Genomic DNA, 13410 nt, shown 5'->3' on the forward strand with positions numbered 1-13410 from the left:
TTGAGAGTGCACCGTTGAAATTAAGAGTTAGCAAGTCGTCTTTGTCCTTTGCTCGAATTATCCATGTTTACGTGTCTATGGCGTTGTTGCTGCTGATGCTGTTTTTTGCGGTGACAGGGATAACATTAAATCATCCTACTTGGTTTTCTCAGGCTGATCAGGAGCCTAAGCGGGAGCAAGTACCAATCCCGACCTATTTATTACCCGTTGATGTCCAAGATCCACAATGGCGGTTGGCTGCGGGGCATTGGCTGAAAAGTGAATGGGCAATGGATATAGCTACTGCCGATATAGAAGAAGACGAAATTAGCTTAGTCAGCAAAGGGCCCGGCACTTATCGAAGCCTTACCTTGGACTTACTCGACGGCCAAGCCTATGTCGAAACCTTAGATTACGGTGTGGTTGCCGTAGTAAATGATTTACATAAGGGCCGTAACACAGGGATTGCATGGGCTTGGATACTCGATCTTAGCGCTGTGCTTATTATTTTATTTTCGCTTACAGGGGCTTACTTATTGTTGCCTCAAACCAAGCGTCTTAAAAAGTCATTGTTATACATGGTACTTGTCAGCGGTAGTTGCGGACTTGTGTATGTATATTTCGTTCCATAAGGAGTGTAGGCCGAGCATGCGTCAACTTATTCGTACCATTGCCTTGAGTGCTTTGTTTGTGAGTTCCGCAGCGTTTGCTGCGCCCAAAATGACAGTCGATTTAACCTTGCCGGAAATTACCGAAGGTCAATATCACAGACCCTATGTCGCCGTGTGGGTTGAAAATGCCCAAGGACAACCGGTGAAAACCTTAAGTCTTTGGGTTTGGGATGAAGGCTATAAATGGCTTAAAGATATCCGCCGTTGGTGGCGTAAAGCGGGTCGCGACGATATGAGCTTTGTCGATGGCATAGCGTCGGCAACACGTCCCGCGGGTCATTACAAAATCGATTGGGATTTAAAAGATGAGGCGGGTAAAGCGCTCGAACCTGGGAGTTACACTGTGTTTATTGAAGTGGTGCGAGAGCACGGCGGTCGCGATCTGGTGCGACAAAACATCGATTTAACCGCGGGGGATTTCTCCGTGCAGTTACCTGCTACCACTGAAACTGGCGTTATCGACATACGTTTAAGCGGTATGGCTCGCTGAGTCCATCTATTGAATAGGTTGCCCGTACATTATTAAATTTAAGGAAAAGGCATGAAATTACGTCTGATTGCATTACTTGGCACACTTTGTATTAGCCCGTTGGCGAGTAGCCACGATAGATGGATACTACCTAGCCACTTTAACGTTTCGGCCGAAAGCCAAGAAATAGTGTGGATCACCTCTGATGTATCAGCCAGCAACCAAGTGTTTATGGTGGATAAACCTTTCAGCGCCAGTGACGTGCGCGTATTACAGCCAAATGGAAAATCAACCTCTCCAAGCTCAAGCTATACTGGTGGCCGTAAGTCGGTGTTTGATGTGCAATTGACGCAAGACGGTACATATAAGTTTGAAAAAGAAGTTTCACCTCGTTATTTTTCTCAGTATAAAGTTAAAGGAAAAGAAGGGGTTGTACGCAGTCGCATGGATAAAAAAGCGACGACTGCCGCAATGCCAAAGGGCGCCTATGAACTTGAAAGTTCTTTAAATGTGTCGCGGGTTGAAACTTACGTCACCCGAAATAAGCCAACGGATGAGGTTCTGGCTCCTAAGGGAGAGTACTTAGAATTAGTCCCTGTGACCCATCCTGCGGATATCGTTGAAAACGAGCCCGCAACATTACAGTTTGTTTATGATGGCAAGCCTGTCGCTGGTGTGAGTGTTGCGGTTATGAAAGATGGCAGCCTATACCGTAACAAACCAGAGGAAATTGAATTCACCTCGGATAAAGACGGTAAAGTGATGATGACTTTACCTGCGGCGGGACGTTATCTTTTACATGCCTCTATCGAACGTCCAAACACAGACACATCCCTTGCCGATAAAACCGTTAGTGAGATTTTCCTGACCTTCGAAGCAGGGCTTGAATAGGGATTTATCACTTCGTTTAAGTGAGTTAGCGTTAAGCGTTAAATGCCCACAGCCTCAGCGGCGAGTGGGCATTTTTATTGCCATTCCATACTAAAATTTGTGCGAAACTTCCCTAGATATACAGATTTGAATTTCAATGCTGGTAACTCTGCTTCAGGTTGGGTAAGCTGCGTGAACGCATCGTTCTTGATGCATCAAAGGCGCATAACGATTAGAATAGCGCGATTCCACCTTCATTTAACTGTGTTGACCTTAGCGTTGGCACGGGTTGCTTTTGTTTTAAAGGAGACGAAAGAAGTTATGACTAAGGTTCCTATGACCGTTGTCGGTGCAGAGCAGCTGCGTAAAGAATTAGACATTCTCAAGTTTGAACGTCGCCCTAAAATTACTGAAGCGATTGCCTCAGCAAGGGAGTTAGGCGACCTAAAAGAAAACGCGGAATACCATGCAGCCCGCGAGGAACAAGGTATTTGTGAAGCACGTATCCGCGATATCGAGGGTAAATTATCTAACGCACAGATTATCGACGTGACTAAGATGGTGAATAATGGCCGGATTATTTTTGGCGCCACAGTCACCATTTTAAACCTCGATACCGATGCCGAAGTCACTTACCGTATCGTCGGTGACGATGAAGCCAACATCAAAGAAAACCTGATCTCGGTAAACTCACCGATTGCCCGCGGCTTAGTGGGTAAAAATGAAGGTGATGAAGTCTCTATCACCACGCCTGGCGGCTTAACCGACTACGAAATCATCTCGGTACAGTATTTATAATCGGCTTATCGTGCCAAGAGAATGACTCTTTAGTTATCCCAAACCGCCCTCGGGCGGTTTTTTGTTATCCGCTACTTAAGTTTGTCTGCTTACTTTAGTCAAGATGGAGACAGCGCTTTAGAGTTGAACTCTGGGCAAGATGGATAAAGATTAATTTGTCTCTTGATACACTTTTACTTAAGCTGCAAAGCTAACCATAAATGGGTTTATCATTCGTTTTATTAGAGGGCACGCTTTGGTAAAACATTGGCGTACAGGATTGATGTTAGTTTGCGTGGCGATCATGTTGATCGCGCACTCGGCTAGCTATACGCCAAAAACTTCAGCACAGCGCAGCGAATTCATTCTCCAGCATGTTCAGCTGCATTCCATCCAGAAAGATAGACTTCAAATGGACACTGGGGATCTCGATAACTCGTCTTCTACAACAACGTCAAACGCTGCACCCCAAAGTTGGCCCAATGCCGACGCTATCGCCCAATCTAATGCTCAAACCGTTGAAAGCTGCGGTTCATTAAATACCGATGCTGCCAATGCTGCCAATGCTGCCATTGCTGACTCAGAGTCTCAGCCTACACCTTGCCCTAGTTCCGATTATGTGAGTCATTCGGACGAGTTAAATTTTGCCCCGATAAATTCACCGCGCTTTCTCAGTCTTGCCCAGCACGATGTGCGAGAGGTGAAGCCAGAATATTTGCTCGCACTGGATTTTACGGTCGAATCCCCGCCTAATATTGTTGAATCGCCCAAGCTTGATATTGCATCCGATTGGACGCTTTCAGCTGTATCTTCCCCCGCTCGAATTTCCGGTTGGAAAGTCTCCAATCTTCAATATCGATTTAGTCAGCAAGCCGCTTAAACCGCCTCTTTAGGTGTGCCATCGACCGGAGTCCTCTCCCGTTGAGCTGCATACCATTGCATTTTTGTTCTAACCGAAACTTTTTATCGCGGCGGCATTCGCTGTGGTACTTGCGCCTCGCTTCACTGGCGCTCGATACATGTTTCGGGTTGATATCAATATGTTCGCTTAGCAATGTGAGTTAAGTGCTAGGTGATAAAAAGCGAGTTAATTCCATGGAAATAAAATCCAATAAACGGCTGTTAAATCATTATTCAGCTTGGAAATATATAGTTCTTATCGTCACAATTATAGTGATGTTATTCAGTGCCTTGCCGACATTTTACGGTGAGGATGCGGCGGTGCAGGTGGGCGCGAAGGCAGGGTTAACGCTCACACCTATTGCCCTTAGGGATAAGCTGCAAGCTGAAGGCGTGACGGTAAAACGTATCGACCAAAAGAATGGCGAAACCTTAATTGTCCTTGATGATGATAGCCAACAAACCTTAGTTAAAACCTTGGTTTCTTCTATGGTCAAAGAGCCCAAGGAGTTGACCTTATCCCTTGCCAGTGCGGCGCCAAGTTGGTTGCAAAACTTAGGTTTCCAGCCAATTAAACTGGGACTCGATTTACGTGGTGGTGTGCAGTTTTTACTCGATGTGGATGTTGAACCTGTGTATCAAACTCAGGCTGAGGCGTTAGTCGATTCGTTACGGCAGTTTATCCGCGAGCAGAAGATCCGCGGGGCTAGTGTGCATTTGGATCAAAGCAGCCAGTTGAACTTAACCTTGCCCGATAATGATGCCCGCGCGGCCGTGCGTCAGATGATGAAACAGTCCTATCCGAATTGGCAGTTATCGAATGCCGATGGTGCGGGTTTACAGATTAAGTTAAGCCAAGAGGAACAAACGAAACTGCGTAACTTAACCGTGCAGCAAAACCTGCAGGTTATGCGTAGCCGTATTGAAGAACTCGGTATCACTGAAGCCTTAGTGCAGCGCCAAGGCGAGCATCGAATTCGGATTGAATTACCTGGAGTACAGGATCCCGCCGCCGCAAAAAATGTAATTGGTGCTACGGCGAGTTTAGCGTTCTTCGAAGTGAAAGAGTCCGGTTCTGTCAATGCAATGGTGTTGAATGACAAGTCTGGTAAGCCTATTTATGTGAGCCGTACGCCTGTGCTAGGTGGCGATCATATTGTCGATGCGAGGGCGAGTTTAGGCGAGATGGGCATGGCTGAGGTGAATATTAATCTTGACCATGTGGGCGGGCAGAAAATGTCTGAGTTTTCCCGAACTAATATTGGTAAACCTATGGCGACATCTTACAGCGAATACAGCCGTGATGAGCAAGGTAAGGCCAAGCAAACTCAAGAAATTATCAGCGTCGCGACCATTCAATCCCAACTTGGGGATCGCTTTCGCATTACGGGTGCTGGCACCTATCAAGAGGCGCAGCAGTTAGCCCTATTACTGCGTGCTGGTTCTATGACGGCGCCAGTGACTATTGTTGAGGAGCGCACTATTGGCCCGACACTCGGTGCTGAAAACATTGAAAACGGTTTTGCAGCCCTTGGTTTAGGCATGGGTATTACCTTGCTGTTTATGGCACTTTGGTATCGCCGTCTCGGTTGGGTGGCAAACATTGCACTGATTTCCAATATGGTGATCCTGTTTGGGTTACTGGCGCTTATCCCGGGCGCTGTGTTGACCTTACCCGGCATAGCTGGCCTGGTGTTAACTGTGGGTATGGCGGTTGATACCAACGTGCTGATTTTCGAGCGAATAAAAGACAAGTTAAAGGAAGGTCGCAGTTTTGCGCTGGCGATTGATACCGGATTTGATAGCGCGTTTTCGACCATTTTCGACGCTAACTTCACCACTATGATCACCGCTGTCGTGCTGTACTCCATAGGTAATGGTCCAATCCAAGGGTTTGCCTTGACCTTAGGGCTAGGTCTATTGACCAGCATGTTTACCGGTATCTTTGCTTCAAGGGCCATGATTAACTTAGTTTACGGCCGTGATGCTAGCCGTCATGTGAGGGTATGATTATGAAAAATATGAATTTAATGGGCAATTTAACTCAGTGGCGTTATATTTCGAGCGCAATCTCGATCTTTTTAATGTTGGCATCGTTAACCATTATCGGCGTGAAGGGCTTTAACTGGGGCTTAGATTTTACCGGTGGTGTGGTGACCGAAGTGCAGCTCGATAGAAAAATCACCAGCAGTGAGTTACAACCTTTGCTTAACGCTGCCTATCAGCAGGAAGTCTCTGTGGTCTCGGCCAGTGAGCCGGGGCGGTGGGTGTTACGTTATGCTGACACAACACAAAGTAATGTGGATATTGCGCAAACCTTAGCGCCACTGGGCGAAGTACAAGTATTAAATACCAGTATTGTTGGTCCGCAGGTGGGTAAAGAATTGGCAGAGCAGGGCGGTTTAGCACTGCTAGTCGCTATGTTAGCTATCTTAGGCTATTTGAGTTACCGCTTCGAATGGCGACTCGCCTCCGGCGCTTTGTTTGCACTAGTGCACGACGTAGTCTTTGTGCTGGCGTTTTTCGCGCTGACGCAAATGGAGTTTAATTTAACTGTGCTCGCAGCTGTGCTAGCGATTTTGGGCTATTCCTTAAATGATTCGATTATCATTGCTGACCGGATTCGTGAGTTATTGATTGCAAAACCTAAGCTTGCAATTCAAGAGATTAATAACCAAGCAATTGTGGCGACCTTTTCCCGCACTATGGTGACCTCTGGGACCACTTTAATGACGGTCGGTGCACTGTGGATCATGGGCGGTGGACCGCTGGAGGGATTTTCGATTGCGATGTTTATCGGCATTTTAACCGGCACTTTCTCATCGATATCTGTCGGTACTTCACTGCCTGAGTTTTTAGGCTTAACGCCTGAGCATTACAAGAAACAAGTGATTTCAGATACGCCTTAATCTATGAGCGTAAAGCAAAAACAAAGGGGCCACTCAGTTGAGTGGCCCCTTTGTTAACACAATAAAAATCAAGAAAAATTACTTTGCCTTTGGCAGAGCAATCTTCATTTCCGGCGATTGACGATAAATCACCAGAATATGACCAATAAGTTGCACTTTTGCGGATTGAGTTTCACGTACTATGGCATCAACGATGGCATTTTTTAGCTCTCTGTCGGCAGAGGCTACTTTCACTTTAATCAATTCATGATAAGCGAGTGCGCTTTCAATTTCAGCGAGTACACCTTCAGTCAATCCATTGGCACCAAGCAGCACCACTGGCTTTAAATTGTGCGCCAGACCTTTTAAATGCTGTTTTTGTTTGGTTGTTAAGTTCATTTCTACCAACTTTTGCTGAGTTACTGTTGAAAAACGGCTATTCTACCCTTATATAGCCCTTGTGTAACTCTCAATTGTTGCGGATTTTAAATGTCAGGTAAAAAACGTACGGCCAGTTCCAATCGCTGGATGCTGGAACACTTTGATGATCATTATGTCAAACTAGCACAGAAACGGGGATTGCGTTCTCGCGCTGCGTTTAAGCTTGAAGAACTTCAGCAAAAGGATCAACTTATTCGCCCAGGTATGACTGTGGTCGACCTAGGTGCAGCGCCTGGCGGCTGGTCGCAGGTGGCGGTGAAGTTGGTCGGAGATAAAGGTAAGGTCATCGCCTGTGACATTTTGCCTATGGATCCCATCGTCGGGGTAGACTTTTTGCAAGGGGATTTTCGTGAAGATAAAGTCCTCGAAGCATTGCTTACCCGCGTCGGTGCAGATAAGGTTGACGTTGTGTTGTCTGACATGGCGCCCAACATGAGTGGTTCAGACGGTGTCGATCAACCGCGTGCCATGTATTTAGTGGAGCTGGCGTTAGATATGTGTCATCAAGTGTTGGCACCTAATGGCAGTTTTGCGGTCAAAGTCTTTCAGGGGGAGGGCTTTGACGACTATATGAAAGCGGTTAAAGAGGCGTTCAAAGTAGTAAAAACACGTAAACCGGACTCTTCGCGGGCACGTTCCCGTGAAGTCTATCTTGTGGCGACAGGGTACAAGTTGTAGTACCCTAGCGTTAATCATCGCAAGACTTTATGAGGTCTAGTAATTTGAGTGACATGGCAAAAAATCTAATACTCTGGGTTGTCATCGCCGTTGTGCTGATGTCAGTGTTTCAGGGTTACTCCCCCTCTTCTTCGTCATCGCAGAAGATGGATTATTCTACCTTCCTAGACAATGTTCGTGATGGACAGGTCGCTACGGTCGAAGTAAAAAGCGATCAGCGTACTATTGAAGGGTCTAAGCGAACGGGTGAAAAATTCACAACTATCATGCCGTTATATGATCAAGATTTGATTAATGATCTTGACCGTAAAGGCATCACTATGAAAGGGCAAGAAGCCGAAGAATCTGGGTTTCTAACTCAAATCTTCATCTCTTGGTTCCCTATGTTATTGCTTATCGGAGTATGGATTTTCTTCATGCGCCAGATGCAAGGCGGCGGTGGCAAAGGCGCTATGTCCTTTGGTAAGAGCAAAGCCAAGCTGATGAGCGAAGATCAGATTAAAACTACTTTTGCCGATGTCGCAGGTTGTGACGAAGCAAAAGAAGAAGTGAAAGAGCTAGTTGATTATCTGCGTGACCCAACTAAATTCCAAAAATTGGGCGGCCGTATTCCAACGGGCGTGCTGATGGTGGGTCCTCCAGGTACAGGTAAAACCTTGCTGGCGAAAGCCATTGCGGGTGAATCTAAAGTGCCTTTTTTCACTATCTCGGGTTCGGATTTCGTTGAAATGTTCGTTGGTGTTGGTGCATCCCGTGTGCGTGACATGTTCGAACAAGCGAAAAAGTCTGCACCTTGTATCATCTTTATCGATGAAATCGATGCGGTCGGTCGTCAACGTGGCGCGGGTTTAGGTGGCGGTCATGATGAACGTGAGCAAACACTAAACCAAATGCTGGTTGAGATGGACGGCTTCGAAGGTAATGAAGGCGTTATCGTTATCGCGGCAACTAACCGCCCAGACGTGCTCGATTCTGCGTTATTGCGTCCAGGTCGTTTTGACCGTCAAGTGGTTGTTGGTTTACCTGATGTTCGCGGTCGTGAGCAGATTTTAAAAGTGCATATGCGCAAAGTACCGCTTTCTGAAGATGTCAAAGCAAGCGTCATTGCCCGTGGTACGCCAGGTTTCTCCGGTGCTGACTTAGCTAACTTAGTGAACGAAGCAGCCCTGTTTGCGGCTCGCGGAAATCGCCGAGTTGTAGGCATGGAAGAATTTGAACGTGCTAAAGATAAAATCATGATGGGTGCTGAGCGCCGCTCTATGGTGATGTCTGAAGCCGAAAAAGAAATGACCGCATACCACGAAGCGGGCCATGCGATTGTGGGTTGTTTAGTCCCTGAGCACGATCCTGTGCACAAGGTCACTATCATCCCCCGCGGCCGAGCTTTGGGTGTGACTTTCTTCCTACCCGAAGCAGATTCTGTCAGTCAGAGTCGTCGTAAGTTAGAGAGCCAAATTTCGGTTGCCTACGGTGGTCGTTTAGCGGAAGAGCTTATCTACGGCAGCGACAAAGTGTCGACGGGTGCATCACAGGACATCAAATATGCGACATCTATTGCGCGTAACATGGTGACCCAGTGGGGCTTCTCGGACAAGTTAGGCCCATTGCTCTATGCCGAAGAAGACGGTGAAGTCTTCTTAGGGCGCAGCATGGGTAAAGCTAAAGCGATGTCCGATGAAACTGCGACCATTATCGATGCCGAAGTGAAAGTCTTTATCGACAAAAACTATGGCCGTGCTAAGCAGATTTTGACGGATAACCTCGATATTCTGCATTCGATGAAAGAAGCTTTAATGAAGTATGAAACCATTGATTCACTTCAAATTGACGATTTAATGAATCGCCGAGAAGTGCGTCAACCTGCCGATTGGCAAGTCGATGACAATGGTTCAAACGATAAAGGCAATGGCCAGGGTGAACCTGCGGTCAAAACGGAGGAAACCGCTAAGGCGGCTCCCGTTGAAACTGAACTTAAAGATGTGGATGAATCCCCCATTAAGTAAGTTGTCGTAATAGAAAGAGAACCCCGTAAAGGGGTTTTCTTGTTTTACCTTGCTAGAAAATTGACTGCGCTGTCATTTGTTACTGTTTCTTCATTCTAAAGATCCCCTGACTGTGGGGGAAAATCGGTAATGTGCTAGCAAGCGGCCCAAATGGAGTAAATACGTGTTTGAATTAATTGCTGGTACTAAACGCCTGTCTTTAGCTTCCCCCGTTGTGATGGGTATTCTTAATGTGACTCCCGATTCTTTTTCCGATGGTGGCAAATTTTCCTCCTTCGAGCTTGCCTGTAAACATGCCGACGAAATGGTCGCCCAAGGCGCCAAAATCATCGATATTGGCGGCGAGTCGACAAGGCCTGGTGCTGCTGATGTGAGTGTTGCAGATGAATTAGCCCGAGTGATCCCTTTGGTGGAATATGTCGCTAAACACCATGATGTGTGGATTTCGGTCGATACCAGCAAACCCGAAGTGATGCGCCAATCCGTTGCTGCGGGTGCACATCTGATTAATGATGTACGCGCTTTAATGGAGCCTGGGGCGCTTGAGACCGCTGCGCAGTTGAATGTGCCTATCTGTTTAATGCACATGCAAGGCGAGCCGCGCTGTATGCAGAGCGCTCCCGAATACCAAGATGTCGTTGCCGATGTCTCTGAATTTCTTACCGAGCGGATCCAGGCTTGCCTTGATGCGGGCATCCCGCGGGAACACTTATTGATAGACCCCGGTTTTGGCTTTGGTAAAACCTTAGAACATAACTATGAACTGCTGGCAAAGTTAGAGACTTTTGCCCAGTTTGAATTACCGATATTGATCGGTTTATCCCGTAAGAGCATGATAGGCAATCTCCTCGGAAGACCGACCTCAGAACGTTTGGCGGGGAGTTTGGCTGGCGCTATGATAGCGGCACAGAAAGGGGCTCATATTATTCGCGTACATGATGTTCCTGAAACTATGGATATGCTTAAAGTGTTACAAGCGACACAGGCATATCTCTAAACGCTATTCTTGTTAAGCAACTAATTAATATTATGATCCCAGTTAACTGGGACACATTTAGTGTATGGGGCGATATGAAAGAACGTAAATTTTTTGGGACTGACGGTATTCGGGGAAAGGTCGGTTCAGGGCAAATGACGCCTGAGCTAGCGCTGAAATTAGGTTGGGCCGCGGGACGGGTGTTATCCCGCAGTGGTACCAAGAAGGTGATTATCGGTAAAGATACCCGCATCTCAGGTTATATGTTTGAATCTGCATTGGAAGCGGGTCTTTCGGCCGCGGGCCTCAATGTGATGTTAATGGGACCTATGCCAACGCCTGCGGTGGCTTATCTCACCCGCACTTTCCGCGCCGAAGCTGGGGTCGTGATCAGTGCATCCCACAACCCTTACTATGATAATGGCATTAAATTTTTCTCAACCGATGGCAGTAAGTTAGACGACAATCTAGAGCTAGAAATTGAAGCCGAGCTTGAAAAGCCCCTCGTTTGTGTCGAGTCACATCTGTTAGGCAAAGTGTCGCGGATTGAAGATGCCCGTGGCCGTTATATTGAGTATTGCAAAGGTAATTTCCCAGCAGAACATACCTTAACGGGCTTAAAAATTGTGGTCGATTGTGCCCATGGCGCAACTTATCATATAGCTCCTGCGGTATTCCGTGAGTTAGGTGCCGAAGTGATAGCCATTGGTGATAAGCCTAATGGGGTGAATATCAATGACAACGTCGGCGCGACGTCCATGGGTAAAATTTGCGAAACCGTATTAGCTGAAGGCGCCGATTTAGGCATCGCGCTCGATGGTGACGGTGACCGAATTATGATGGTTAACAGCAAAGGCGAAGTCATCGACGGCGATCAAATTCTCTATATTCTGGCCTGTGATGCGAAAAAACGTGGCGTATTACGCGGCGGAGTTGTCGGTACCTTAATGTCTAACCTTGGGCTTGATTTAGCCCTGCAAGCGCTCGATATTCCCTTTGCCCGTTCAAAGGTGGGCGACCGTTATGTGATGGAATTGCTTAAGGAACTCGATTGGCGGATTGGCGGTGAGAATTCAGGACATATTCTTAACTTAGATCATGGAACGACAGGCGATGGTATCGTCGCTGGGATCTTAGTGTTAGCGGCCATGCGTCGTCAGAATGCCACGCTAGAAGAATTGACCTCTGAGATGGAAATGCTACCCCAAGTGCTAGTTAATGTGCGCTTTGAGGGTGAACATGATCCCCTGAAGTCCGATAAGGTTAAAGCGGCCCAAGCTCAAGTCGAGTCACAACTCGGGGCGCGTGGTCGAGTATTGCTACGCAAGTCAGGTACTGAACCTTTGATCCGTGTCATGGTAGAAGGTGATGATCATAGTGCAGTATTGGCTCACGCAAATTTGATCGCGGATGCGGTAAAATCGGCAAGCTAGTGTTTACCCATTTTGTAATGAGTGCGGCTGATACCGATTGAAAATGAAGGTGTTAGCTGTACAAATGAACAGAAAGCAGCTTTGGAGTGTAAAAATTAAGCATTCCAACCTGATATCTAAAAAAATTCGAATTTAGCTATTGTAACTTAATAAGTGGTTCGCTATTATTCACGCCGCTTTCAGAGGAGACAGTGATGGCACTCAGACGTCCTATGGTAGCTGGCAATTGGAAGATGAACGGCAGTGCGGCATTAGCCCAAGAGTTGTTCAAGAAATTTGCCTCTAAGCTCCAAAATGATTCAGCTGAAGTGGTTTTATGCCCGCCTTCTATCTATCTAGAGAGCGTTAGGCAACTGCTAGAAGCAAACAAGGAAGCGTTAGACGGTTCACTTGTTAGGATGGGCGCACAAAACCTAAGTCAGCATGACTTTGGCGCTTATACCGGTGAAGTTTCAGGTCAGATGCTCAAAGATTCAGGATGTCGATATGTGATTATCGGGCATTCAGAACGTCGCCGTATGTACGGAGAGACGAGTAATATCGTAGCGGAGAAGTTCGCCGCTGCACAAAAGCACGGTCTGACCCCAATATTATGTGTGGGTGAGTCGGGTCCAGCGCGGGAAGCAAGACGTACCTTTGAGGTAATTGCTGAAGAGTTGGACATAGTGATCCAGAAAAATGGCACTATGGCTTTTGATAACGCTATTATCGCCTACGAGCCATTATGGGCAGTGGGGACAGGTAAAAGCGCTACACCAGAGCAGGCACAGGAAGTTCATGCGTTTATTCGCAAACGCCTCTCTGAAGTATCTCCGTTTATCGGAGAAAATATCAGGATTCTCTACGGTGGTAGTGTAACACCGAGTAATGCTGCAGATTTATTTGCCCAACCTGATGTTGATGGTGGACTGATTGGCGGTGCCAGTTTAAACTCTAGCGAGTTTTTAAGTCTGTGTACCATAGCGATGAGCGCATAATATGTATGAAGTTTTAGTGGTTGTTTACTTGTTGGTAGCATTAGGTTTAATTGGCCTGATCCTCATCCAGCAAGGCAAAGGAGCTGATATGGGTGCCTCATTTGGCGCCGGTGCATCGGGTACCTTATTTGGTTCAAGCGGTTCAGGTAATTTCCTGACACGCACAACGGCGATTCTGGCCATTGCGTTTTTTACCTTAAGTCTGGTTATTGGCAACTTAAGTGCGAACCACGCAAAAAATGAAGATTCATGGAATAATTTAGGTTCAGATACTGAACAGGTGACACAACCTGTTGAGCAAGGAACCGAAAAGTCAGAAACTAAAATTCCTGATTAGTAAGTAAGAAT

General features: G+C 46.8%; 14 protein-coding genes. 13 read left to right on the forward strand and 1 reads right to left on the reverse strand.

Features of this window, described 5'->3' with window-relative positions; translation table 11 throughout:
* Positions 1–14: 14 nt before the first annotated feature.
* From MJO46_RS17155 to secF, 7 genes are all read left to right on the forward strand, one after another.
* Positions 15–611, forward strand: a complete 597-nt coding sequence (locus MJO46_RS17155; protein WP_253990369.1) for a PepSY-associated TM helix domain-containing protein — start codon at positions 15–17, stop codon at positions 609–611.
* A 16-nt stretch (positions 612–627) separates the two neighbouring features.
* A complete protein-coding gene (locus MJO46_RS17160) occupies positions 628–1140 on the forward strand; it encodes a DUF2271 domain-containing protein (RefSeq protein WP_253990370.1) in 513 nt (170 codons plus the stop codon).
* 51 nt (positions 1141–1191) lie between these two features.
* A complete protein-coding gene (locus tag MJO46_RS17165; RefSeq protein ID WP_253990371.1) occupies positions 1192–2010 on the forward strand; it encodes a DUF4198 domain-containing protein in 819 nt (272 codons plus the stop codon).
* Positions 2011–2310: 300 nt separating this feature from the next.
* Positions 2311–2787 carry a transcription elongation factor GreA gene (gene greA, locus MJO46_RS17170; RefSeq protein ID WP_198780774.1) on the forward strand — a complete coding sequence of 159 codons (477 nt, stop codon included), beginning with the start codon at positions 2311–2313 and terminating at the stop codon, positions 2785–2787.
* 262 nt (positions 2788–3049) lie between these two features.
* Positions 3050–3646 carry a hypothetical protein gene (locus MJO46_RS17175; protein ID WP_253990482.1) on the forward strand — a complete coding sequence of 199 codons (597 nt, stop codon included), beginning with the start codon at positions 3050–3052 and terminating at the stop codon, positions 3644–3646.
* Between the two features lie 215 nt (positions 3647–3861).
* On the forward strand, positions 3862–5676 hold the full coding sequence (secD, locus tag MJO46_RS17180) for a protein translocase subunit SecD (RefSeq protein ID WP_253990372.1): 1815 nt from the start codon (positions 3862–3864) through the stop codon (positions 5674–5676).
* 2 nt (positions 5677–5678) lie between these two features.
* Positions 5679–6575, forward strand: a complete 897-nt coding sequence (secF, locus tag MJO46_RS17185; RefSeq protein ID WP_253990373.1) for a protein translocase subunit SecF — start codon at positions 5679–5681, stop codon at positions 6573–6575.
* Between the two features lie 78 nt (positions 6576–6653).
* Here secF and yhbY read toward each other — a convergent pair whose 3' ends face one another.
* Complete coding sequence (gene yhbY, locus MJO46_RS17190) at positions 6654–6953, reverse strand: ribosome assembly RNA-binding protein YhbY (protein ID WP_007646018.1); 300 nt, start codon at positions 6951–6953, stop codon at positions 6654–6656.
* A 90-nt stretch (positions 6954–7043) separates the two neighbouring features.
* On the opposite strand from yhbY, the gene rlmE reads away from it, so the two are divergent.
* The 6 genes from rlmE (at position 7044) to secG (ending at position 13399) form a co-directional block, all read left to right on the forward strand.
* Positions 7044–7673 carry a 23S rRNA (uridine(2552)-2'-O)-methyltransferase RlmE gene (gene rlmE / locus MJO46_RS17195; RefSeq protein ID WP_198780770.1) on the forward strand — a complete coding sequence of 210 codons (630 nt, stop codon included), beginning with the start codon at positions 7044–7046 and terminating at the stop codon, positions 7671–7673.
* A 29-nt stretch (positions 7674–7702) separates the two neighbouring features.
* Positions 7703–9676: an ATP-dependent zinc metalloprotease FtsH gene (ftsH, locus tag MJO46_RS17200; protein ID WP_198780769.1), complete on the forward strand. Its 1974-nt coding sequence runs from the start codon at positions 7703–7705 to the stop codon at positions 9674–9676.
* A gap of 163 nt (positions 9677–9839) precedes the next feature.
* Positions 9840–10673, forward strand: a complete 834-nt coding sequence (gene folP / locus MJO46_RS17205) for a dihydropteroate synthase (protein WP_253990374.1) — start codon at positions 9840–9842, stop codon at positions 10671–10673.
* 74 nt (positions 10674–10747) lie between these two features.
* Positions 10748–12085, forward strand: a complete 1338-nt coding sequence (gene glmM / locus MJO46_RS17210) for a phosphoglucosamine mutase (RefSeq protein WP_253990375.1) — start codon at positions 10748–10750, stop codon at positions 12083–12085.
* 194 nt (positions 12086–12279) lie between these two features.
* Positions 12280–13062, forward strand: coding sequence for a triose-phosphate isomerase (gene tpiA / locus MJO46_RS17215; RefSeq protein ID WP_006082720.1), 783 nt, complete (start codon positions 12280–12282; stop codon positions 13060–13062).
* Between the two features lies 1 nt (position 13063).
* Positions 13064–13399, forward strand: a complete 336-nt coding sequence (gene secG, locus MJO46_RS17220; RefSeq protein ID WP_198780766.1) for a preprotein translocase subunit SecG — start codon at positions 13064–13066, stop codon at positions 13397–13399.
* Positions 13400–13410: the final 11 nt, after the last annotated feature.

This window comes from Shewanella sp. KJ2020, from assembly GCF_024197625.1.
Lineage (GTDB): Bacteria > Pseudomonadota > Gammaproteobacteria > Enterobacterales > Shewanellaceae > Shewanella.

Coding starts and splice junctions, on each gene's coding strand:
- secF (WP_253990373.1), top strand. CDS start 5,679: ATGAAAAATATGAATTTAATGGGCAATTTAACTCAGTGGCGTTATATT.
- MJO46_RS17165 (WP_253990371.1), top strand. CDS start 1,192: ATGAAATTACGTCTGATTGCATTACTTGGCACACTTTGTATTAGCCCG.
- MJO46_RS17175 (WP_253990482.1), top strand. CDS start 3,050: ATGTTAGTTTGCGTGGCGATCATGTTGATCGCGCACTCGGCTAGCTAT.
- rlmE (WP_198780770.1), top strand. CDS start 7,044: ATGTCAGGTAAAAAACGTACGGCCAGTTCCAATCGCTGGATGCTGGAA.
- MJO46_RS17160 (WP_253990370.1), top strand. CDS start 628: ATGCGTCAACTTATTCGTACCATTGCCTTGAGTGCTTTGTTTGTGAGT.
- secG (WP_198780766.1), top strand. CDS start 13,064: ATGTATGAAGTTTTAGTGGTTGTTTACTTGTTGGTAGCATTAGGTTTA.
- tpiA (WP_006082720.1), top strand. CDS start 12,280: ATGGCACTCAGACGTCCTATGGTAGCTGGCAATTGGAAGATGAACGGC.
- ftsH (WP_198780769.1), top strand. CDS start 7,703: ATGAGGTCTAGTAATTTGAGTGACATGGCAAAAAATCTAATACTCTGG.
- glmM (WP_253990375.1), top strand. CDS start 10,748: ATGAAAGAACGTAAATTTTTTGGGACTGACGGTATTCGGGGAAAGGTC.
- secD (WP_253990372.1), top strand. CDS start 3,862: ATGGAAATAAAATCCAATAAACGGCTGTTAAATCATTATTCAGCTTGG.
- yhbY (WP_007646018.1), bottom strand. CDS start 6,953: ATGAACTTAACAACCAAACAAAAACAGCATTTAAAAGGTCTGGCGCAC.
- greA (WP_198780774.1), top strand. CDS start 2,311: ATGACTAAGGTTCCTATGACCGTTGTCGGTGCAGAGCAGCTGCGTAAA.